This window comes from Kitasatospora sp. NPDC051705, assembly GCF_044453265.1.
Taxonomy (GTDB): Bacteria; Actinomycetota; Actinomycetes; order Streptomycetales; family Streptomycetaceae; genus Kitasatospora.
The window spans coordinates 42,402-64,253 of the sequence record NZ_JBITCO010000028.1 but is presented as its reverse complement, the minus strand read 5'-3'; the positions used below and the strand labels follow the sequence as shown (position 1 = coordinate 64,253).

Below are 21,852 nucleotides of genomic sequence, written 5' to 3'. Positions count from 1 at the left end.
GGTCCCTACTCGTGCCGGAGGGCGTCGATCGGCCGCAGTGACGCGGCCCGGTTGGCGGGGTAGCTGCCGAAGAACAGCCCGATGGCGACGGCGATGCCGAACGCGCCGAGCACGGACTCGGGGATCACCACCGGCTTGATGCCGACGATGCTGAAGTGCGAGCCGGCGATGCCGGCGGCCACTCCGAGGCCGGCGCCGAGCACCGACAACAGGGTGGACTCGGTCAGGAACTGTCCGAGGATGACGGCCCGCGGGGCGCCGAGCGCCTTGCGGATGCCGATCTCCCTGGTCCGCTCGGTGACCGTCACCAGCATGATGTTGGTGATCCCGATCCCGCCGACGAGCAGCGAGATCGCCGCCACCGCGCCGAGCAGCACGGTGAAGGTCTTGGTGGTGCTCTCCCGGGCCGTGAGCAGTGAGGCCTGGCTGGTGATCCGGAAGTCGGCCTTGGTCGGGTCGGTGATCGCGTGGGTGCCGAGCAGCACCCGGGTGATCTCGGACTGGGCCGCGGTGGTGCTGTCCGCGGACGCGGCCTGCACCAGGATCTGGCTGACCGGGCCGAAGCCGGTGAAGGCGTTCTGCACGGTCGGCAGCGGGGCGACGACCACGTCGTCCGGGTCGGTGAAGCCCGTCCCGCCCTTGGCCGCCAGCACGCCGACCACGGTGAACGGGGTGCCGCCGAGGACGATGCGCTTGCCGACCGGGTCCTCGCCCGCGAACAGCTGCTTGGCGGTGGTGGCGCCGAGCACCGCGACCTTGCGCGAGCCGAGCACGTCGTCGTCCGTGAAGTACTCGCCGTGCGCGACCTTCTGGTTGGCGGTCTCGAAGTACGCCGGGTAGGTGCCGACGATCGAGCCGGGGCTGTACGAGATGTCCCCGTACAGCGCGGTGCCGCTGGTGGTCACCACGGGGGCGACCGACTTGATCGAGGCGGCGGCGTCGGCGTCGGTGGCCAGCGCCTTGGCGTCGTCGACGGTGAGCTTCTTGACCGCGGAGGCGGCGGCGCCGCGCGCCCCGCCGACCGCCGAACCGGAGCTGACGGTGAGCGAGTTGGTGCCGAGCGAGGTGATCGACTCCTTGACCGCCACCGACGAGCCGTTGCCGACGGCCAGCAGCAGGATCACGGAGGCGACACCGATCAGCACCCCGAGCATGGTGAGCGCCGAGCGCACCTTGTTGGCGCCCAGGCCGCCGACGGCGAAGCGGAGCATCTGCCAGAGGATCACGCCGGCACCCCCACTCCGTGCAGCATCGGCGGCGGCCCGTCCACCGGGGCCTGCCGGACGTCGCTGACGATCCGGCCGTCGACCAGCCGGAGCACCCGCTTGGCGTGCCGGGCGACCTCGTCCTCGTGGGTGATCAGGACGACGGTGCGGCCGGTGGTGTTCAGCGCGTCGACGAGGCCGAGGACCTCCTCGGTGGAGCGGCTGTCCAGGTTCCCGGTGGGTTCGTCGGCGAGCAGCATCGCGGGCGCGGTGACCAGCGCCCGGGCGACCGCCACGCGCTGCTGCTGACCGCCGGAGAGCTGGTTGGGCTTGTGCCCGGCGCGCTCGGCGAGGCCGACCAGGGAGAGCGCGGCCAGCGCCCTGCGGCGCCGCTCGGCGGCCCGGACGCCGGCGTAGGCGAGCGGCAGCTCCACCTGGGCGAGCGCGGTGGTGCGCGGGATCAGGTTGAAGGACTGGAAGACGAAGCCGATCTTGCGGTTGCGGACCAGCGCGAGCTGGCCCTCGTCGAGGTGGCCGACGTCGATGCCGTCCAGCAGGTACCGGCCGCCGGTCGGGACGTCCAGGCAGCCGAGGATGTTCATCATGGTGGACTTGCCGGAGCCGGAGCTGCCCATCACGGCGACGTAGTCGCCCTGGTGGATGTCGAGGCTGACACCGAGCGGGCCGCCGGTCTCCGGGTCCTCCGGGCCGTGCAGGGCGTGCACGACGGCGTCGCCGTGCCCGTACGCCTTGGTGATGCTGCGCAGCTGGATGACCGGTGGCGGCGCCGCCGGGACGCGCTTGTCGATGACGTGACGCATGCTCAGCCCCTGCCGCCCCGGCCGGCTCCGCCGCCGCCGGTACCGCCACCGCCGCCGACGCCCGCCACACCGGCACCGGCGCCGCCGCGGCCGCCCTGGCCGCCGGCGCCCGGGAAGGAGGCGTTCGGGAAGCCGTTGCCGCCGCTGGTGGTGGGCAGCTCGACCCGGTCGCCCTCCTTCAGGCCGGAGACGACCTGGACGGTGGTGTCGCCCTCGACGCCGACGCCGACGGAGACCCGCTCGGTGGAGGCGTCCTGGTGGACCACGGTCGCGGTGCGGCTGGTGCCGGTGCCGGAGAGCGCGGCGGTGGGCAGCGACAGCGCGTTGTCCGCCTCGCCGGTGATCACCTGGACGGTGGCGCTGAGGCCGGTGCGCAGCGTGCTGGTGTCGCCGGTGATCTGCAGGGTGGCGGCGTACTGGACGGCCGACGAGCCGGCGCTGCCGGAGCCGCTGCTGGGCAGCGAGCTGACGGACAGGACGGTCGCGTTGAGCTTGGTGTCGGACTGCGCGTTCAGCGCGACGGTGGCCGCCTCGCCCTTCTTGAGCTTGAGCGAGTCCAGCTCGGAGAAGTTGGCGGTGACCTGCATCCCGGTCGGGTTGGTCAGCACGATGAACCCGCTCGGCGTGCCGCCCGAGGCGGTGCTGCCGCTCGACTTGGCCGTCGAGCCGGAGCTGCCGGCGGTGGACCCGCTGGAGCCGCCGGTGCCGACGGTGTCGCCGACCTTCGCCGAGACGGCGGCGACGGTGCCGTCCACCGAGGCGGTCAGGGTGGTGCCGGCCAGCGCGGCCTGGGCGTTGGAGAGGTTGGTCTGCGCGGTGGCGACCTGCTGCTGCGCCTGGGCGACGGCCGCGTCGTCGACCTTGGTGGTGGTGACGGTGGTGGTCTGCGGGGCGGGCACGGTGTTGGATCCGGACCCGCGTTCGCCGGAGCCGCCGGAACCTCCGGATCCGCCGCCGGCCGGGGCGGCCGGGGCGGCCGGGGCCGTGGTGGTCGCGGCGGTGGGTGTCACCGGCACGGTGGTCGTGGTGGTGACGCCGGCCTGGGCCTTGGTGAGGTTGGCGTTGGCGGTGGTGAGGGCCGCCTGGGCGGCGTCCACCTGCTGTTTGGCGGCCGTGGTGTCGACGGTGGCGAGCACCTGGCCCTTCTTCACGGCGTCCCCGATCGCGACCTTGACCGCGGTGAGCCGGCCGCCGGTGGCGAAGTCCTGGGCCGCGTCGGTCGGCGAGACCAGGGTGCCGGTTCCGGACACGGTGGCCAGGACCGTTCCCTTGGACACGGTGGCCGTCCGGGCCGGGGCCTTGGCGGCGGCGGCGCTGCTGTTGCCGTTCAGGGTGGCGTACACCAGGGCGGCACCGCCCAGCAGAGCCACGCCGAGCGCGGAATTGACGAGGACGGCACCTCGCCGTCGCGGGAGCACCTTCATGGCGGACAGCTTTCCTGGGCGCTCTTGCGGAGTCCTGGGCGCCGGCTGGGAGGAAACTGGTGGGCCGGATCCGGGCATTCCGGGCGCAAGGACCGGATCACGCGGGCCGCTTGGCCGCGGCGTGGGCAGTCGTTGGCCGAACTCCCAGCGGGCTCCCAGTGATCCCCAGCCATCCGGCAGCGTCGCCGCCTGCTCCCGGGGCCCGGTGGCGCGAGGCGGGGCCGGCGGTCCGCGGGAACGCCGCAAGGGCGCACCGCGTGCGGTGCGCCCCTGCGGGTCGCTGCCGGCCCCGGGGGCCGGTGAAGGCGCCGCGGGCCGGTGACGGCGCCGCGGGCCGGTGACGGCGTCGGTTCAGAGCGCCTTGCGGAACGCCTCCGCCACCGAGAGGAAGATCGAGTTGCCCTCGGTCTCGCCGATGGAGACCCGCACGCCCTCCGGGAACGGCCGGACGATCACGCCCGCCTCGGCGCACGCGACGGCGAACTCCTGAGAGCGCTCGCCGAGCCCCAGCCAGACGAAGTTGGCCTGCGAGTCCGGGATGTCCCAGCCCTGGGCGCGCAGCCCGGCGACCACCCGGGTGCGCTCCTCGACCAGGGTGTCCACCCGCTCCATCAGCGCGGCCTCGGCGCGCACCGAGGCGACCGCCGCGTCCTGGGCGAGCTGGTTGACGCCGAACGGGACGGCGGTCTTGCGCAGCGCGTTCGCCACCGGCTCGTGCGCGATCGCGAAGCCGACCCGCATGCCGGCGAGGCCGTAGGCCTTGGAGAAGGTGCGCAGCACGCAGACGTTCGGGCGGTCCCGGTAGAGGTCGATGCCGTTGGGCACCTCGGGGTCGCGGATGAACTCGATGTACGCCTCGTCGACGACCACCAGGACGTCGGACGGGACGGCGTCCAGGAAGCGCTCCAGCTCGGCGCGGTGGATCACGTTGCCGGTGGGGTTGTTGGGGTTGCAGACGAAGATCAGCCGGGTGTTCGGGGTGATCGCGGCGAGCATCGCGTCCAGGTCGTGGTCACCGGACTCGGTGATGGGCACCGGGACGGGGGTGGCGCCGGCCACCTGGGTGATGATCGGGTACGCCTCGAAGGAGCGCCAGGCGAACATGACCTCGTCGCCGGGGCCGGCCGTGGCGAGGATCAGCGACTGGGCGACACCGACCGAGCCGGTGCCGGTGGCGATGTGCTCGGCGGGCACGCCGAAGCGCTCGGCGAGCACCTCGGTCAGCCCGGTGACGGCCATGTCGGGGTAGCGGTTGAACGAGCCGGCCGCCGCGACCGCCGCCTCCAGCACGCCGGGCAGCGGCGGGTACGGGTTCTCGTTCGAGGACAGCTTGTAGGCGTCGGCGCCGGCCGGCTTGCCGGGCTTGTAGGTGGGGATGCCGTCGAGGGTCGGCCGCAGCCGCGGGCCCTGCGCTGACGTACCACTGCTCACGGTCGTACTCCTTCTTCTCTCTCCGGTGCGCTCGCCCGTCACCGGTGGGATCGCCACCGTGCCCCGGGATCTCGGAACGCGCCCGGACCACCCCGGTCGGGTGCCTTGAACGATACCGACCGCGCTCACCCGTAGGGGTGAGATGCCCGGTCGGCCGATGGGCGCAGATCAGCCATTCTGCCGGGTTCCTTTGGCACATGTCAGAGGTAAGACGGCTGGTTTCGTACGGGTATCGAAGGAGCGCACCCCGGCTCACTCGAGGAGAAACGTATCTCCAAGGGCTCCCGATGCGCCGGTCACAGACCCTTGTCAGGAGCCATACGATCGGTCCGCCATGACAGCAGCAGCCAACCAGAGCGGTCGGCGTCCCACCACCTCGCGGCGTCTGGAGCGGGCCGGCATCCGGGATGTGGCAGCAGCCGCCGGAGTGTCGATCACCACCGTCTCCGACGCGCTGAACGGCAAGGGCCGCCTGCCCGACGAGACCCGCAGCCGGGTGCGCGAGGTCGCCGAGCGCCTCGGCTACCGCCCCTCGGCGGCCGCCCGCACCCTGCGCACCGGGCGGTCCGGCCTGATCGGCCTGACCGTCACGACCTACGGCGAGGAACCCTTCACCTTCACCGAGTTCGCGTACTTCGCCGAGATGGCCCGGGCCGCCACCAGCGCGGCGCTCGGCCGCGGCTACGCGCTGGTGGTGCTGCCCGCCTCCTCCCGGCACGACGTCTGGGGGAACATCGCCCTCGACGGCACCGTGGTGATCGACCCGCCCGACCAGGACCCGCTGGTCAGCGAGCTGTACCGGTCCGGCGTCCCGGTCGTCAGCGACGGCAAGCCCGGCAACTGCCCGGTCACCGCCTGGGTCGACAACGACCACGAGGCCGCCGTCCTCGGCATCCTCGACCACCTCTCCGAGGCCGGCGCCCGCCGCATCGGCCTGCTCACCGGCACCAGCACCGACACCTACACCCGGCTCTCCACCGAGGCCTACCTCGGCTGGTGCGCCAAGGTCGGCCAGGAGCCGGTCTACGAGGCGTACCCCGCGCACGACCCGGCCGCGGGCGCCGTCGCCGCCGACCGGCTGCTCGCCCGCCCCGACCGGCCCGACGCCGTCTACGGACTGTTCGACCCCAACGGCACCGACCTGCTCGCCGCCGCCCGCCGCTACGGCCTGCGCGTCCCGGACGACCTGCTGCTGGTCTGCTGCAGCGAGAGCGACGTCTACGCCGCCACCGAGCCGCCCATCACCACGCTCTCGCTCAAGCCCCGCCGGATCGGCACCACCGTCGTCAACCTGCTCATCGACGCGATCGAGGGTGTCGACTCCGGCACCGGCGTCGACATCGCCCGGCTCTTCCCGCCGCGGTTCCGCACCGCCGGGACGGGCCCGCCCCCGGGCACCCTGATGCCGACCGAGCTGATCGTCCGCGCGTCCTCCCAGCGCCGGAGCCCGCGCACCACGGTCAGCCCGCCCCGGCCCCCGGGCGAGGTCTAGACCATAACGAGCCGGGACAAAACGGACCATGCGGGCGGCCCGGCTGACGCTCCGGAGGATTGGATACCCACCAGGTGACGACGCCGGGAGAGTGGTCTTCCTATGATGGGCGGATGACACCCGAGGACCGCTTCCCCGGGCCTGAACACCCCGACTCAGGCCCCCGCCACCAGCCGGACCTCGACGTGCTGCCGTACGGCACCTACTACGAACCGGAGCCGGCCACCGGCTACCCGGGCACGCCGTACGACGCGGAGACCTACAGCGGCTACGGCGGCGCCCGCTACCTGGAACAGCACTGGCCCGACGACGGACAGGGCCACGGCCACACCGTGCACGCCCAGGAGCACGGCCAGGAACACGCCCAGGCCTTCGCCCACCAGGACCACCCCGGCTACGAGCCGACCCTGCCCGACCAGCCCTCCCCGGCCCTCCAGCTGCCCGGCCGCGACGACCCGCCGACCATCGAGCTCGGCCCGCCGCTGCCCGACCCCTCCGCCCCCAGCTACCCGTACCCGGCCCCCGGCCCCGGCGAGCCCCCCGGCCCGCTCTACGTCGTCGGCGACGTGCACGGCTACCTGGAGGAACTCCGCGCCGAGCTGCGCCACCAGGGCATCATCGACGCCGACGGCCACTGGTCCGCCGGCCGCTCCCGGATCTGGTTCCTCGGCGACTTCACCGACCGCGGCCCCGACGGCATCGGCGTCATCGACCTCGTCATGCAGCTCGCCGCCGAGGCCGCCGCCGCCGGCGGCTACTGCCGCGCCCTGATGGGCAATCACGAACTGCTCTTCCTCGGCGCCGCCAGGTACGGCGACGAACCCGTCCAGTCCACCGCCGGCACGGCCTCCTTCCTCGCCGCCTGGCGCCTCAACGGCGGCCAGCAGCACGACCTCGAACGCCTCGAGGCGCACCACATCAGCTGGCTCTCCCGGCTCCCCGCCATCGCGCTGGAGGACGGCCACCTGCTGCTGCACTCCGACACCACCGCGTACCTGGAGTACGGCGAGTCCATCCCCGACGTCAACGACGCCGTCCACAGCCTGCTCGCGGACGAGGGCGTCGACGAGTGGTGGGACTGCTTCCGCCGCTTCACCAAGCGCTTCGCCTTCCGCGGCGACGCCGGGCCGACCGCCGTCCACGAGCTGCTCGACACCTACGGCGGCACCCGCATCGTGCACGGCCACAGCCCCATCCCGTACCTCACCGGCGCCGTGCACGCCGACGACGGCCAGCCCCCGCACATCCCCGGACCCTACGTCTACGCGGACGACCTCGCGGTGGCCATGGACGGCGGCGTCACCATGGAAGGGCGCCTGCTCGTCGCCCGACTGCCCGTCAACTGACCACTCCGCCGGGAGGCTTCCGGGCCCCGCCGGGAACACCTGTTCCCGGCGCCCGGGCCGCCGCGTGCGCGCGGCCCGGGGCGCGAAATTCCGGAAACCGACTGTCAGCACGGCCGCGCCCGCCCCTACCATGAGGCACACCACACCCGGCCGCCCGTCCGGCGGCCCGCCTCCGCGCCCGTTCCGGCGTCCCGGACGGCCCCCGCGGCCCCCGGGGCGGAGCGAACGGGGTCCGCACGAACGGGGTCCCCATGAACAACCCCCCGCCACTGCTCGCCGAGGACCGCCCGGAATACGAGCGCCTCCTCGCCGAAGCCCTGCGCGACCGCACCGTCCTCACCGCCCTGCGCGCCCCCGGCGCGCTCACCACCGACCAGCTCCGCGTCCGTGCCCTGCGCGACGCCGACACCATCGCCGCGGCCGCCGGCACCGAGTACGCGCACTACACCCGGCTGCGCGACGACCTGCGCGCCACCCCGCCCGTCCCCGAGGGCACCGAGCCCACCGCCCCCGGACTGCTCACCCAGCTGCGCTCCGCCGACGGCGGCGCCGGGCTCTTCCCCGTCCTCACCGTGCTCACCCCGATCCTCGCCTGGGCCGCCGCCCTCGTCCTGCTGCTGATCGGCTACCTGCTCCGCGCCGCCGACCCGGAGCTCGTGCTCGCCCGCTCCCTGCTCACCGCGGGCTGGATCGCCCTCGCCGCCGGCGTCGCCGCGATGGCCGTCGGCATCATCGGGCTGGTCCTCACCGCCGTGCGGGACGGCGCCGGAGCGGCCCCGGCCGGCACCGACCCGGAACTCGCCGCCGAACTCGCCGACGCCCGCCGGGAGTGGCGCACCGCGCTGCGCGACCGCGGCCTGCTGCCCTACCTGCACGCCGGCCTGCCGGCCGTGCCCGCCGCCCCCGCCGCGGGCGGGCCCGGCGTCCGGCCCGAGTTCAGCAGCCCCGACTTCACCGGGCCCGGCTACAGCTCCCCCTCGTTCACCAGCCCCGGCCCCGACGGCAGCGGCGACCCGGGCGTCCCCGGCCCGCGCCCCGCTTTCACCACCCCCGACTTCACCGGGCCCGGCTACAGCTCGCCCTCCTTCACCAGCCCCGACGACGTCCCCTGAGCCGGGGACGCGCACCGGCCCGAGGACGCCCCCGGGCCCGACCGGGCACCGGTCGGCCGCTGTCCCCCGACCCGGCCGGGGCACCGCGTACGCCGTCGCCGACGCGCACGCGCGGGCCGGGCAACCGGTCGAGGCGTTCCCCCGCCCGTCGGAGCGAGCCCACCGGCGGCCGCGCGCCCCGACGGGACCGCCCCGACAGAACACCCCGGGAGGTGGCGGACCGCCCGGGGCGGTGCGACGGACCGGCTGGGACCGGAACGCGACGGGGCGCTGCTCCCCCGAAGGCCGTGGGCCTCGGGGAGCAGCGCCCGTCATTCGATGCACAGTCCGTCGGTGGGAAGTGGACCCGCTCCGAACGCTCGACGACCGTCCCTGCGAGGGCTAGTGCCGACGCCGAGCTGCGGCTCGTCCGCTGCGCTTGACGAGGATGAGGATCGAACCTCCCAGGAGGACGGCGGCCGCCGAGCCGACCGCCATGACGATCGACTTGCCGGAGCCGGTGGCAGCGAGCGCTTGTCCCGACTCGTGCGGACGCACGACCGGCACACCCTGCTCATGACCGCCGTTGCCGTTGCCGTGGTCGGCCGGAACGTTGCCGTGACCGCCTTGGCCGTGCCCCTGATCACCCTGCTCGTGACCGCCGTTGCCGTTGCCGTGGCCGGTCGGAACGTTGTCGTGACCGCCTTGGCCGTGCCCGTGATCCCCCTGTTCGTGACCACCGTGCCCGCCCGGAGACTGGGGCGGACCGGCCGGGCCTGCCGGACCGGAAGGGCCTGCCGGGCCAGCCGGGCCAGCCGGGCCAGCCGGGCCAGCCGGGCCGGGCGAACCATTGGCACCCGGCGAACCGTTGGCACCCGGCGAGCCATTGGCACCCGGCGAGCCATTGGCACCCGGCGAACCGTTGGCACCCGGCGAACCGTTGGCACCCGGCGAACCATTGGCACCCGGCGAACCATTGGCACCCGGCGAACCGTTGGCACCCGGCGAGCCATTGGCACCCGGCGAACCGTTGGCACCGGGGGCTCCGGGAGCACCATTGGGCCCGGGTGCGCCGGGAGCACCATTGGGCCCGGGTGCGCCGGGGGATCCGGGGGCACCAGGGGCACCAGGGGCGCCCGGGGCGCCGTTGGGGCCGGGAGCACCCGGAGCACCCGGGGAACCCGCCACACCCGGAGCACCATTGGGGCCGGGGGCGCCGGGGGCGCCGGGCGCACCAGGGGCCCCGTTGGGGCCGGGAGCACCCGGGGCGCCGGGCGAACCGTTGGCGCCGGGGGCGCCGTTGGGGCCGGGAGCACCCGGAGCACCCGGGGAACCCGCCACACCCGGAGCACCGTTGGGACCGGGTGACCCCGGGGAACCGGGAGGACCGGCGGGCCCGCTCGGTCCGGGCGGCCCGCTCGGTCCGGGCGGACCACTCGGTCCGGGCGGGCCGACGGCGCAGGCCGCTCTCGTGATGGTGTTGTCGTCCAGAGTGACGGCGCCGTTGCGTGCCAGGGCGCGGCCTTCGATCACCGAGGCGTGGTTCACGCTGATGGACGTGAGGGCCAGGATGTTGCCCTTGAAGAAGGAGTCGACGTCGATGGTGGCGGAGCTGCCGATCTGCCAGAACACGTTGCAGGGCTGTGCTCCGTTGACCAGGCTGACGACGCTCGACGGAGCCGTGATGAGGGTGGAGCCGATCTGGAAGATGAAGACGGCGTTCGGGTCGCCCATCGCGTCGAGGGTGACGGTACCGGTGAGGTTCAGCGACGAACTCGCCTTGTAGACCCCGGGTGTCAGCGTCAGCCCACCGATGTCGCCGGGCGAGGTCAGGATGGCCGTGGGGGCCCGGCCGGCGGCGTCGTTGTAGGCGATGACGGGTCGGACTGGGCCTGCGCCGCCTGGGCGTCGTTGACGTGCTGGACCCCGTGCACGGCTCCGGGCGGGAAGCCCGTGACGCTGGTGCCCGGGAAGAGACCGAGATCGCCGTAGATGTCACTGGGGCCGGTGTTGGTGACGGTCGAGCCCGCCAGGACCGCGTAGCTGGTGTCAGTCCCCAGCCCCACTGGTGCCGTTGCGGCGTGCGCGGGGTTGGGGAACAGGCCGGCCGTCGCGAGCAACGTCAGTCCGGACAGCAGGACGGACGCCCCCGCGAGTCGAGCGCGTCTGCGCCCTCGTCCCGGTGGAGCGGACAACATGGCATCGACTGCCATAGGACAGTACCTTTCTTGTCGCCGTTGAACCCCGTCACCCGAAGAGGGCATGCGGAGCGCCGCTGGTGCTTCCGGCCGGGCCTCACGTCCACGCGCTCATGTCGGAGGGCTTTCGAGGGCGAGGGCCGACCACGGCAGGTGATGAATAGTCACCGACTCACTACACCGTGCAACAACAACATGGAAAGAAGAGAGTCATAAAGATGCAACGGAGTGACGCACCAGAGCCGATCGGGGAATGACCCCCATTCCACAGCTCCGTTCGTCTACGTACTAAATGATGAGCTGCCCCCACTGGACGCCGTCGGCTGTCCAGGGCGCCGCCAGCGCCATAGCAGTACCGTTTTTTCCTCTTGTCCGCGCCCAGGCCGGTGAATCACGTATCGCCCCGTGATCCCAATCGTTGGCCCGATCATGAACGACCTAACGAATCTGCAGGAAGAGGCTCCCCCCACTGCGGCCGCCGGGGGCGCCGGCACGGTGGCCGAGCGCTGCCGCGCCGCAGGCGGCCTGCTCAGGGTCACCCTCGGTGAACTGCGCGCGGAAGTCGGCTACCGAAGACTCGGCAAGTACGTCCTGGAAGAACTCGCCGACCGCCTCGCCGAAGAGGGGCTCGGCTGGTTCCCGGCCTGGCGGCTCTCCCCGACGGAGAACGGCGAGCCGCGGAAGGACCACGAGGTGTGGGTGTTCGTCCGGGACGGCGGCCTCCGCTGTCAGGTCATCGACGCCGTCCAGGCCCCCGACGGCTCCGACGTCCCCACGGTCCTGAACGACCTGCTCGCCGGCCGCCCCCAGAACCTCTCCCCGGAGCGCAAACTCGGGCTCATCCGCGAGATCCTCGGGCTCTGACGCACACTCGGGCGATCCACGGGATTCCCCCTGCAGGCCCGGACGTTCGCGGGCGCCGCACCGGACGGCCCCTTCAGGGATCCCGGCGCAGCGCCCCGACACCCACCGTCAGTCAGTCCGCCAGCGGGAGGTAGACCCGGTTGCCCTGGGCCGCGAACTCCTCGGACTTGGCCTGCATGCCGGCCAGCGCCTCGGCGTCGAACCCGCTGGCGACGGCGGTGGAGCCGTCGCCGTGCTCGTCGCGGATCTTCTGGGAGATCTTCATCGAGCAGAACTTCGGGCCGCACATGGAGCAGAAGTGCGCGGTCTTGGCCGGCTCGGCGGGAAGGGTCTCGTCGTGGAACTCGCGGGCCGTCTCCGGGTCGAGGGCCAGGTTGAACTGGTCCTCCCAGCGGAACTCGAAGCGGGCGTCCGAGAGCGCGTCGTCCCAGGCCTGGGCACCGGGGTGGCCCTTGGCGAGGTCGGCGGCGTGGGCGGCGATCTTGTAGGTGATCACGCCGGTCTTGACGTCGTCGCGGTTGGGCAGGCCCAGGTGCTCCTTGGGCGTGACGTAGCAGAGCATCGCGGTGCCCCACCAGGCGATCATCGCGGCGCCGATGCCCGAGGTGATGTGGTCGTAGCCGGGAGCGACGTCGGTGGTGAGCGGGCCGAGCGTGTAGAACGGCGCCTCGTCGCAGATCTCCTTCTGGAGATCCATGTTCTCCCGGATCTTGTTCATCGGGACGTGGCCGGGGCCCTCGATCATCACCTGGACGTCGCGCTCGCGGGCGATCCGGCCGAGCTCGCCGAGGGTCTGCAGCTCGGCGAACTGCGCCTCGTCGTTGGCGTCGGCGATGGAGCCCGGGCGCAGGCCGTCGCCCAGCGAGAAGGTGACGTCGTAGGCCGCGAGGATGTCGCAGAGCTCCTCGAAGTTCGTGTAGAGGAAGTTCTCCTGGTGGTGCGCCAGGCACCAGGCGGCCATGATCGAGCCGCCGCGCGAGACGATGCCGGTCTTGCGGCGGGCGGTCAGCGGGACGTACCGCAGCAGCACGCCGGCGTGGACGGTCATGTAGTCGACGCCCTGCTCGCACTGCTCGATGACGGTGTCCCGGTACACCTCCCAGCTGAGCTCCTCGGCCCTGCCGTCGACCTTCTCCAGGGCCTGGTAGAGCGGCACCGTGCCGATCGGCACGGGGGAGTTGCGCAGGATCCACTCGCGGGTGGTGTGGATGTTGCGGCCGGTGGAGAGGTCCATGACGGTGTCGGCGCCCCAGCGGGTGGCCCAGGTCATCTTCTCCACCTCCTCCTCGATCGAGGAGGTGACGGCGGAGTTGCCGATGTTGGCGTTGATCTTCACCAGGAAGTTGGTGCCGATGATCGCCGGCTCCACCTCGGGGTGGTTCACGTTCACCGGGATGACGGCCCGGCCGCGGGCCACCTCGTCGCGCACGTACTCGGGCGCCAGCCCCTCGCGCAGTGCCACGAACTCCATCTCCGGGGTGATCACCCCCCGCTTGGCATAGGCGAGTTGGGTGACGGCGGCACCTCCGCGGCCGCGCAGCGGACGGCGCGGGCGGCCGGGGAAGACGGCGTCGAGGTTGCGCAGGTTCCCGCCGCGCGGCGAGGTGTGCTTGATGCCGTCGTCCTCGGGGCGCGCCTCCCGGCCGTCGTACTCCTCGACGTCGCCGCGCTGGCGGATCCAGGAGTCGCGCAGGGCGGGCAGGCCGCGCCGCACGTCGGGCTCGTAGGCGGCGTCGGTGTACGGGCCGGAGGTGTCGTACAGCGGGACGGTCCGGCCGTTGGTGAGCTGCACCTCGCGGTACGGGACCCGCAGATCGGGCCGGGACCCCTCGCGGTAGGCCTTGCGCCAGGCCGGGGTGGGGTAGCCGGTGCCCGCGCTGGTGACGGCGGAGCCGTCGGCGTCGGTGCTGCGGGCAGACTTCGGCTGTGCGTCGAACGTGGTCATCTGACCTCATACTCCCTACGCCGGCATTACCCGGTCCAGGTTCCTGCGGTCGACGCAGCCGTCGGTCCGTCCGTCGACGGTCCGGTCAGCGTCCTCTCAGCCCGGTGCTCCGAGCTCCCGCGTCCACAGGCGGTGTTGCCTGCACATGACGCCCAACACCGTAGCGAGCCGATCGCCGCAGGTCCAGAGGGGGTCCACGGACGGCGGGGCGGGACCGGCGGACCGGGCCCCCGGGCGCGCGGCGGCCGGGAACGCCGGAGGCCCGGTACCCCGCGCGGGGTACCGGGCCTCGGGGGTGCCGGTCTCAGCCCTTGGCGGCCTTCTTGACCAGGACCACCACGGCGGCGGCGATGCCGACCACCACCAGCACCTTGATCACGATCGCCAGCAGGGCGCCCACGACGCCGAAGACGAATCCCACGACGTTCCAGAGCAGCACCAGGACCAGCACCGGGATGACGATGTTGCGCACCCAGGAGGGCAGCGACTTCCAGAGCTCAGCCATGTCCGTTCCTTCTCTCCCCGTGGGGTCGGCTGCCTGTCCGGTGCCGTCTCCCGCTTGCTTTCGGTACTTCGATCGTACGGGGGCCGGGGTGCCGGAACGAGGGCCCGCAGCCCGGAGAGAACCCGGAGATCACCCCGACCCGGAGACCGGGGAAACCCTGGTCAGGGCCCGGGGAGGACTCCCGGACAGGCCCCCGGAGGAGCCCCCCGGGAGCGGCCCCGGAAGGCCCGGGCCGCGGTCCGGCCGGCCGTCAGACCGGCCAGCGCTCCCCGCGCCAGGCCGCGTCCCAGAACATCCACTCGTACCGCGAGGTGGTGACGAAGTGCTCGACCACGCGGCGCCGTTCGGCCGGGGACACCTCCTCGCCGAGCCGGTCGGTGAGCGCCAGCACCCGGCGCACCACGGACTGGAAGGCCTCGTCGCCGTACGTGGCGATCCACTTGGCGTACAGCGGATCGGGCGAGCCCTGGGCGAGCAGCGCCTCCCCGACCCGGGCGTAGATCCAGTAGCAGGGCAGCACCGCGCCGACCGCCTCGGCGAAGGAGCCGCCGTAGACGGTGGCCAGCAGGTAGCTGGTGTAGGCCCGGGTGGTGGGCAGCACCGGCTCGGCGGCGGCCTGTTCGGCGCTGTCGCCGAAGGCCGTCATGAACTCGGCGTGCATGCCCTGCTCCGCGGCCAGCGCGCCGACCGCGTCGTCGGCGAAGGCCCGCACGTCCGCCTCGCCGGGCGCCTTGGCGGCGCAGACCGCGAGCGCCCGGGCGTAGTCGCGCAGGTAGTGCGAGTCCTGGACGACGAAGTGGCGGAAGGCGGCGCGCGGCAGGGTGCCGTCGGTGAGGCCGCCGATGAAGGGGTGGGCGAGGATCTCGGCGTACACCGGCTCGATGGCCGCCCAGAGTTCTTCCGTCAGGCTCATGCTCATGCCCCGACCCTAAGGCGTGCCCCGTGGATCACCGCCGGGGCCGGTCGCCGGAGCCGGTGGCCGGGGCGGGCCCGGAGCGGCGGCCGGCCGGCTCAGGCCTCCGGCGGCGAGAACACCACCAGCACCCGGAGTTCCTCGGTGACGTGGTGGAAGCGGTGCGGGGTGCCGGCCGGGACGTAGACGACGGTGCCGCGCGCGACGGTGGCGGTCTCGGCGCCGACGGTCAGTTCGGCGCGGCCGCTGATCACCTGGTAGATCTCGTCCTGGTCGTGCGCGGTCTGCGGGTCGGTCGCTCCGGGGGCGAGCGCGTAGAGCCCCGCGGACATCCGCGGTTCGCGCAGGAACCGCAGGTAGGCACCGTCGTTGGCCGCGCGTTCGGCGTCCAGCTCGTCCAACCGGAACAGCTTCACGCCGCCGTCCTCCCTCGTCCGTCCGTGGTGGGGTCGCTCGCATTCAACACCACCGGAGGCGGCGCCGGCCGTCCGCGGGGAGGCGCCGGGCGGGGCACCGGGAGCGGGGAGGCACGCCGGGGGAGCTTCCCCCCGGGCCTCGGGGCCTGCCACTCTTGGGCGCCATGAAGGGTTTCGTCATCAAGACACTGATCAACGCGGTGGCCATCTGGGTCGCCGCCTGGATCGTCACCGGTATCCAACTCGCCGACGGCAAGGCCGACTGGCAGCACAAGACGCTGACGGTGCTCGCCGTCGCACTGGTCTTCGGCCTGGTCAACTTCCTCATCAAGCCGCTGGTCAAGCTGTTCTCGTTCCCGCTGTTCATCCTCACGCTGGGCCTGATCACCTTCGTGATCAACGCCCTGATGCTCTGGCTGACCTCCTGGGCGTCGGGGAAGCTGGAACTGGACTTCAACGTCACCGGCTTCGTTCCCGCGCTGCTCGGTGCGCTGATCATCAGCCTGGTCTCCTGGGGCCTGCACCTGGCCCTGGACGACGACTGAGCCCCTCCACCGGCCCCCGAGGGGCCCGCACCCGGGTGACGGCCCGGGCGCGGGCCCCTCTCGTTCCCGGTGCCGGCCCGGCGGGCCGCTCAGCCCGCGTTCTCGCGTCCGCCGAGGATGGCCGCGAGCTGGGCGTCGAGCTCCCGCCCGGCCGTCTCCCGGCCGGTCGGCACCAGCCGTTCGGTGCCCGCCAGGAAGGCGAGCACCGGCGCCACGGCGGCCCGCAGCACGGCGGCGCCCTCCGGCGAGCGCAGCACGATGCGGAGCTCGTCCGGGTCACCGTCGGCGGGGTGGACGCGGACGTCCCCCTCGCCGCACGGGCGGCCGAGGCCGTGCAGCAGCAGCCCGCGCGCGAACACCCAGGTGACCGGGTCGTCGCCGGACAGGTGGAAGGTCAGGCGGACGGCGTACGGGTCGGCGGCCCGGTACTCCAGGTCCGCCAGGACGCGGAGGGAGAGCTCGCGCGAGACGACGAGGCTCATCTCGAGGTGGGCCTGGACGGTGCTCTGCTGCATGGCGCCGGTACCTCTCCTTCTGCTCGGCCGGTGGGGTGCGGCCGGTCCGCCGGCCGCCGGCCGTGCGGTTCGCTGACGTGTCGCCGGGACGCCGGGCCGGGGAGCACGGCGACCGGGCGGATCGTGCGGCATTCGGGCGGACCGACCGGTTCGGACGGGTTTCGCCCGGACCGCCCCGCGGGAGACTCCCGCACAACGCTCCCGCCCCGGAGGTCGCCATGGGCCCCGCCAACCGAATCCCGCCGCCCCGCCCGGTGGTCAAACGCACCGCGCGGGCGATCCTGCTGGAGCTCGACCCGGCCGACCCGTACGGCCCGGCCTCGATCGTGCTGATCCGGCGGGTCCGGCCGGGCTCGCCGCACCCGTACTGGATCACCCCCGGCGGCGGCGTCGAACGCGGTGACCGCACGGTGGTCGAGGCGCTGCACCGCGAGGTGGACGAGGAGCTCGGCGGCAAGATCACCGACGTGGTGCCCGCCTTCGTCGACACCATCAGCCACACCCACCACGACGACGGCACGCTGCTCCACCCGCACGGGGTCAAGGTGCAGCACTTCTTCGTCTGCCGGCTCGCCTCGATGGACCTCGACCGGCGGCACGGGCCCGAGGTGGACGAGCCCAACGGCGAGTACCAGGTGGTGCGGCTGCCGTTCACCCGCGAGGGCGTGACCTCCGTCAACGTCGTCCCGCCACGGCTCCGGGCGTACCTGGCGGCCAACATCGAGGGCGTCCGCGCGCTGCTGGCACCCGATCTGGGCTAGGGCTCCCGGTCCGCCGGGCGTCCGGCCCGTTCGGCGGTCCGTGCTCCCGTCCGTTCAACCCGCCGCGAGGTCGCCGACCAGGTCGTGCCGGATCCACTCGGCCGCGACGCCCGACCGCAGCAGCACCCCGACGCCCCGCCGGACCATCGCGGGCGGCCCGCTGAGGAAGGCCTGCCGACCGGTCCACGGCCCGAACCGGCCGACCACCTCGGGCAGTTCGCCGGTCATCGCGCCACCGGACGGCCCGCTGCCGGAGAGCACCGGCCGCACCGTGAGCCACGGGTGCCGGCGGGCCAGCTCCTCCAACCCGTCCAGCTCGTAGAGGTCCGCCGCGCGTCGGGCGCCGTAGAAGACGTCCATGCTGCGCACCGGCGTACCGCGCTCGGCGACCTCCTCGACCAGGGCGCGGATCGGCGCGATGCCGGTGCCGCCGCCCAGGCAGAGCAGGTCCGCCCCGGCGCCGTGGTCGACGGTCATCGAGCCGGCCGCCGGGCCGAGCCGCAGGACGTCGCCGGGCGCCGCCCGGTGCACCAGGGCGTTGCTCACCCAGCCCGCCTGGACGGCCTTGACGTGGAAGGTCAGCAGGCCGTCCGGGCGGGGGGCGGAGGCGAACGAGAAGTGCCGCCACACCCGGGGCCACCAGGGCGTCTCCAGGCTGGTGTACTGCCCGGCCCGGTACGGGTAGGCCTGGTCGGGGCGGACGGTGATCACCGCGACGTCCCGGGTGCGGCGTTCGTGCCGGACCACCTCGCCCTGCCACCACGGCGGCGAGGTGCGGGCGGCCTCCTCGGCGGCCTCGATCATGATCGACGACACCAGCCGGTAGACCCGGCGCCAGGCCAGCTCGGTCTCGGCGTCCCAGCGGCCGCCCGCGTACCTGGCCAGCGCCTGCACCAGGCACTCGCCCACCGGCCCGTAGTGCCCGGTCAGGGTGCCGTACCGGCGGTGGCCGCGGCCGAGCCCGCTCAGGTAGACGCGCAGGCCCTCCGGGTCGTCGGCGTTGCGGGCGGCGGCCAGCAGCGCCCGGAACAGACGGTCGCGCTGGACGTCCATGGCGGCCGGGAAGAGCGCCCGGACCTCGGGGTGGTGCAGGAAGATCAGCGCGTAGAAGTGCGCGGTGGCTCGGTCGGCGAGCGGCTCGACCACCGCCAGGCTGGCCCGGATCAGTTCGACGTCCCGTGCGGTGGGCGGGAGTTCGGCGGCCGAGTGGTTGTGCGCCGGGTCGGGCAGGGCGGCCGGCCGGCCCTCGGCGAGCGTCTGGACGGCCCAGGCCTGGCTCCAGCTGTCGCCCGGGCCGGCCCAGTTGAGGCCGGGGGCATCGGTGAACAGCGGCTGGAACGCGGCGGCGGCGGGCGGCGCGGCGACCGGCTCCGGATAGCTCGGCGCGGGGACGACCGGCGGCCGGGCCGGCGGTTCGGGCACGGCCGGCCGCACCGGCTCGGCGGCCACCGGCGGCAGGACGGCCGTCGGCGGACCGGGATCGGACGGCGCCGTCAGCACCGGCAGGACGGCCGTCGGCGCCTCCGGCGCGGCCGGGGGCGGGAGGTCGGGCGGGTCGAGCGGCATCGGCGGCCGTTCGTACCGAGCCGCCGGCGCCGGCCCGTACGCCTGCGCGGGCGCGGCCCCCTGTGCCGGCCCGAGGACGTCCCCGGGCGTCCGCGCCACCGTCGCGTCGGGCGGGAGCTCCGGCAGGCCCGGGACGGAGGCGGCTCCCCCCGCGCCGTGCCCGGTGCGGACCAGAAGTGTTCTGCGGGACTTCACCGCAACATTTCGAGTACCCAAGAGAATCGTTTCGCCTCCGGCCGGCCTGTGCCACCACCTGGCTTGTCCCTGTTGACGCCTAGGCAGCGTGGCACGCCCGAAGTGCTCATCCGACAAATCGCGCGAAGCCCGGACACCCGGGCCGGGGACGCGCTACTCTCACCCGACCTACGGCCGGACGCCCCGGGCACGGAGTCCGCGCCCGGGGCGTCCCGACCTGCCGGAACGGCTCCCCGACAGAGCCGCCCCGCCCCTGGAGACGACCTCAGAGCTGCCGCAGCAGCGTCCCCGGCCGCTCCACGCAGTCCGCGACGAACCGCAGGAAGCCGCCCGCGGTGCCGCCGTCGCAGACCCGGTGGTCGAAGGTGAACGACAGCTGCACGACCTCGCGCACCGCCAACTCCCCCTCGTGCACCCAGGGCTTGGCGATGATCCGGCCGACCCCGAGCATCGCCGCCTCGGGGTGGTTGAGGATCGGGGTGGAGCCGTCCACCCCGAACACCCCGTAGTTGTTCAGGGTGAAGGTGCCACCGGTCAGCTCGGCCAGGGAGAGCGAGCCGTCCCGGGCCGAAGCCGTCAACCGCCCGAGCTCCTCGCCGAGCTGTTCGGTCGTCCGGGCGTGGGCGTCGCGCACCACCGGCACCACCAGGCCCCGCTCGCCCTGGGCGGCGAAGCCCAGGTGCACCGCGGAGTGCCGCACGATCGCCGAACCGTCCTCCGTCACGCTGGAGTTGAGCTCCGGGAAGCGGCCCAGCGCGACGGTGCAGATCCGGGCCAGCAACGCCAGCACGCTCACCTTCGGGCCCGGCGTGGCATTCAACTGCCGCCGCAGCGCCATCAGTTCGGTGGCGTCCGCGTCCACCCAGCAGGTCGCATCGGGGATCTCCCGACGGCTGCGGCTGAGCTTCTCGGCCACCGCCTTGCGCAGGCCGCGCAGCGGGACGACCTCCTCCCGCCCGTCCGGCGCGGGCGCGGCCGGGGCCGCCACCTTCGCCGCGACCGCCCGGTCGACGTCCGCCCGCATGATCAGCCCGTCCGGGCCGCTGCCGGTCAGCCCGGCCAGGTCGACCCCCTGCTCCCGGGCCAGCCGCCGCACCAGCGGCGAGATCACCGGCACCACCGCGGGCGCGACCGGACCGGACCGCAGCACGGGGGCGGGGGCCGGCACGGCGGGGGCGGTGGCCACGGCGACCGGGGCGGCGGCGCCCACGGCCGGCACCCCCACCCGGCGCCGCCGACCGCCCTTGCCGGTCTCGGCCACGCCGTACCCGACCAGCGGCCGCTCCACCTGCTCGGCCGGCTCCCCCGGCAGCACCGGGCCGTCCGACGGAGCCACCGCCACCGTCACCAGCGGCGCGCCCACGGCGATCTCCTCGCCGGGCTCGCCGTACCGGGCGGTGACCACGCCGCCGTACGGGCAGGGCACCTCCACCACGGCCTTGGCCGTCTCCACCTCCACCACCGGCTGGTCGACCGCGATCACCTCGCCGACCTCGACCATCCAGCGCACCACCTCCGCCCCGGTGAGACCCTCACCGAGGTCGGGCAGCTTGAACTCGCGCACGACGGGCATCATCCTCGGTCCTCCCACTGCAGCCGGGCGACCGCGTCCAGGATCCGGTCCACCCCGGGCAGGTGGTGGTGCTCCAGCATCGGCGGCGGGTACGGGATGTCGAAGCCCGTCACGCGCAGCACGGGCGCCGCCAGGTGGTGGAAGCAGCGCTCGGTGACCCGGGCGGCGATCTCCGCACCCGTACCGCCGAAGCCGCTCGCCTCGTGCACCACCACGGCCCGGCCGAGCGAGCGCACCACCTTGCAGACCGTCTCGTCGTCGAACGGCACCAGCGTGCGCAGGTCCAGCACCGCGAGGTCCCAGCCCTCGGCCTTCGCCGTCTCGGCCGCCTCCAGGCAGACCGGCAGCGACGGGCCGTAGGTGATCAGCACGGCGGAGGTGCCGGGGCGGCGCAGGACCGCCCGGCCGACCGGCTCCACCGGCACCGCCGGATCGAACCCGTCCTTGCCCCAGTAGAGCCGCTTGGGCTCCAGGAAGACCACCGGGTCGTCCGAGGCGATCGAGGCGCGCAGCAGCCCGTACGCGTCGGCCACCGTGGCCGGCGTGACCACGTGCAGGCCGGGCGTGCTGGTGTAGTACGCCTCGGAGGCGTCGCTGTGGTGCTCGACGCCGCCGATGCCGCCGCCGTACGGGATCCGGACGGTGATCGGCAGCGGGAGCCGGCCCCCGGTGCGGTTGCGCATCTTGGCGACGTGCGAGAACAGCTGCTCCAGCGCCGGGTAGGCGAAGGCGTCGAACTGCATCTCGACCACCGGGCGCAGCCCGTACATCGCCATGCCGATCGCCGTGCCGAGGATGCCGGCCTCGGCCAGCGGGGTGTCCAGGCAGCGGTCGGGGCCGAACTCGGCGGTCAGCCCGTCGGTGATCCGGAAGACGCCGCCGAGCGCGCCGACGTCCTCGCCGAGCACGTGGACCGTCGGGTCCTCGCGCAGGGCGTCGCGCAGCGCGGCGTTGAGCGCCTGCGCCATGGTGGCGGTGCGCGCACCGGCGGGGCGGGCCGCGGCGGCCCGGGCCGGGGCGGCGGGCGACGGGTGGGAGGTCGGGGG

The 21,852-nt window shown here is 73.8% G+C and carries 20 protein-coding genes and 1 riboswitch; of the genes, 6 read left to right on the top strand and 14 right to left on the bottom strand.

The annotated features are described in order from the left end of the window. Positions 1 to 5: 5 nt before the first annotated feature. The 4 genes from ACIA8Q_RS27860 to hisC all read right to left on the bottom strand — a co-directional run bounded on the left by ACIA8Q_RS27860 (position 6) and on the right by hisC (position 4,881). Entirely contained in the window at positions 6 to 1,226 is a 1,221-nt protein-coding gene (locus tag ACIA8Q_RS27860) for an ABC transporter permease (protein WP_360211966.1), read from the bottom strand. After that, positions 1,223 to 2,026, bottom strand: a complete 804-nt coding sequence (locus ACIA8Q_RS27855) for an ABC transporter ATP-binding protein (RefSeq protein ID WP_360211968.1) — start codon at positions 2,024 to 2,026, stop codon at positions 1,223 to 1,225. The genes ACIA8Q_RS27860 and ACIA8Q_RS27855 overlap by 4 nt, the downstream gene beginning before the upstream one ends. Positions 2,027 to 2,028: 2 nt before the next feature. After that, the gene (locus tag ACIA8Q_RS27850; RefSeq protein WP_360211970.1) at positions 2,029 to 3,450 is read right to left on the bottom strand and encodes a biotin/lipoyl-binding protein; all 1,422 of its coding nucleotides are present in this window, start codon (positions 3,448 to 3,450) and stop codon (positions 2,029 to 2,031) included. A 351-nt stretch (positions 3,451 to 3,801) separates the two neighbouring features. Further along, positions 3,802 to 4,881, bottom strand: coding sequence for a histidinol-phosphate transaminase (gene hisC, locus ACIA8Q_RS27845; protein ID WP_360211972.1), 1,080 nt, complete (start codon positions 4,879 to 4,881; stop codon positions 3,802 to 3,804). 334 nt (positions 4,882 to 5,215) lie between these two features. Between hisC and ACIA8Q_RS27840 the strand changes: the two genes are divergently transcribed. The 3 genes from ACIA8Q_RS27840 (at position 5,216) to ACIA8Q_RS27830 (ending at position 8,831) form a co-directional block, all read left to right on the top strand. After that, entirely contained in the window at positions 5,216 to 6,373 is a 1,158-nt protein-coding gene (locus ACIA8Q_RS27840) for a LacI family DNA-binding transcriptional regulator (RefSeq protein ID WP_078859964.1), read from the top strand. A gap of 113 nt (positions 6,374 to 6,486) precedes the next feature. Beyond that, positions 6,487 to 7,719 (top strand): metallophosphoesterase, encoded by a 1,233-nt coding sequence (locus tag ACIA8Q_RS27835; RefSeq protein ID WP_360211974.1) that lies wholly within the window; start codon positions 6,487 to 6,489, stop codon positions 7,717 to 7,719. 251 nt (positions 7,720 to 7,970) lie between these two features. Continuing rightward, complete coding sequence (locus ACIA8Q_RS27830; protein ID WP_360211976.1) at positions 7,971 to 8,831, top strand: hypothetical protein; 861 nt, start codon at positions 7,971 to 7,973, stop codon at positions 8,829 to 8,831. Between the two features lie 381 nt (positions 8,832 to 9,212). On the opposite strand, the gene ACIA8Q_RS27825 is transcribed toward ACIA8Q_RS27830, so the two are convergent. Next, a complete protein-coding gene (locus tag ACIA8Q_RS27825; RefSeq protein WP_396317899.1) occupies positions 9,213 to 10,625 on the bottom strand; it encodes an ice-binding family protein in 1,413 nt (470 codons plus the stop codon). Positions 10,626 to 10,639: 14 nt separating this feature from the next. After that, positions 10,640 to 11,008: an ice-binding family protein gene (locus tag ACIA8Q_RS27820; RefSeq protein ID WP_396317898.1), complete on the bottom strand. Its 369-nt coding sequence runs from the start codon at positions 11,006 to 11,008 to the stop codon at positions 10,640 to 10,642. A gap of 429 nt (positions 11,009 to 11,437) precedes the next feature. Here ACIA8Q_RS27820 and ACIA8Q_RS27815 point away from each other — a divergent pair, with 429 nt between their 5' ends. Beyond that, positions 11,438 to 11,872, top strand: a complete 435-nt coding sequence (locus ACIA8Q_RS27815; protein ID WP_360211982.1) for a hypothetical protein — start codon at positions 11,438 to 11,440, stop codon at positions 11,870 to 11,872. A 112-nt stretch (positions 11,873 to 11,984) separates the two neighbouring features. Here ACIA8Q_RS27815 and thiC read toward each other — a convergent pair whose 3' ends face one another. From thiC to ACIA8Q_RS27795, 4 genes are all read right to left on the bottom strand, one after another. After that, positions 11,985 to 13,817 carry a phosphomethylpyrimidine synthase ThiC gene (gene thiC, locus ACIA8Q_RS27810; protein ID WP_360211984.1) on the bottom strand — a complete coding sequence of 611 codons (1,833 nt, stop codon included), beginning with the start codon at positions 13,815 to 13,817 and terminating at the stop codon, positions 11,985 to 11,987. Next, a riboswitch (TPP riboswitch) is annotated at positions 13,813 to 13,948 on the bottom strand. (Overlaps the previous gene by 5 nt.) Positions 13,949 to 14,121: 173 nt before the next feature. Then, on the bottom strand, positions 14,122 to 14,322 hold the full coding sequence (locus ACIA8Q_RS27805; protein ID WP_360211986.1) for a DUF5326 family protein: 201 nt from the start codon (positions 14,320 to 14,322) through the stop codon (positions 14,122 to 14,124). A gap of 250 nt (positions 14,323 to 14,572) precedes the next feature. Then, on the bottom strand, positions 14,573 to 15,241 hold the full coding sequence (gene tenA, locus ACIA8Q_RS27800; RefSeq protein WP_360211988.1) for a thiaminase II: 669 nt from the start codon (positions 15,239 to 15,241) through the stop codon (positions 14,573 to 14,575). A 92-nt stretch (positions 15,242 to 15,333) separates the two neighbouring features. Further along, on the bottom strand, positions 15,334 to 15,651 hold the full coding sequence (locus ACIA8Q_RS27795) for a cupin domain-containing protein (RefSeq protein ID WP_387905055.1): 318 nt from the start codon (positions 15,649 to 15,651) through the stop codon (positions 15,334 to 15,336). Between the two features lie 164 nt (positions 15,652 to 15,815). Between ACIA8Q_RS27795 and ACIA8Q_RS27790 the strand changes: the two genes are divergently transcribed. Then, a complete protein-coding gene (locus tag ACIA8Q_RS27790) occupies positions 15,816 to 16,196 on the top strand; it encodes a phage holin family protein (protein WP_360211992.1) in 381 nt (126 codons plus the stop codon). Positions 16,197 to 16,285: 89 nt separating this feature from the next. Here ACIA8Q_RS27790 and ACIA8Q_RS27785 read toward each other — a convergent pair whose 3' ends face one another. Next, complete coding sequence (locus tag ACIA8Q_RS27785; RefSeq protein WP_360211993.1) at positions 16,286 to 16,711, bottom strand: SsgA family sporulation/cell division regulator; 426 nt, start codon at positions 16,709 to 16,711, stop codon at positions 16,286 to 16,288. Positions 16,712 to 16,929: 218 nt separating this feature from the next. On the opposite strand from ACIA8Q_RS27785, the gene ACIA8Q_RS27780 reads away from it, so the two are divergent. Next, positions 16,930 to 17,472, top strand: coding sequence for an NUDIX domain-containing protein (locus ACIA8Q_RS27780; RefSeq protein WP_360211995.1), 543 nt, complete (start codon positions 16,930 to 16,932; stop codon positions 17,470 to 17,472). Positions 17,473 to 17,526: 54 nt separating this feature from the next. Here the strand turns inward: ACIA8Q_RS27780 and ACIA8Q_RS27775 are convergent, their stop codons facing one another. From ACIA8Q_RS27775 to ACIA8Q_RS27765, 3 genes are all read right to left on the bottom strand, one after another. Beyond that, positions 17,527 to 19,233, bottom strand: a complete 1,707-nt coding sequence (locus ACIA8Q_RS27775) for a globin domain-containing protein (RefSeq protein WP_396317887.1) — start codon at positions 19,231 to 19,233, stop codon at positions 17,527 to 17,529. A gap of 265 nt (positions 19,234 to 19,498) precedes the next feature. Continuing rightward, the gene (locus tag ACIA8Q_RS27770; RefSeq protein ID WP_396317897.1) at positions 19,499 to 20,806 is read right to left on the bottom strand and encodes a dihydrolipoamide acetyltransferase family protein; all 1,308 of its coding nucleotides are present in this window, start codon (positions 20,804 to 20,806) and stop codon (positions 19,499 to 19,501) included. Continuing rightward, positions 20,806 to 21,774 (bottom strand): alpha-ketoacid dehydrogenase subunit beta, encoded by a 969-nt coding sequence (locus ACIA8Q_RS27765; RefSeq protein WP_360212051.1) that lies wholly within the window; start codon positions 21,772 to 21,774, stop codon positions 20,806 to 20,808. The genes ACIA8Q_RS27770 and ACIA8Q_RS27765 overlap by 1 nt, the downstream gene beginning before the upstream one ends. Positions 21,775 to 21,852 lie beyond the last annotated feature (78 nt).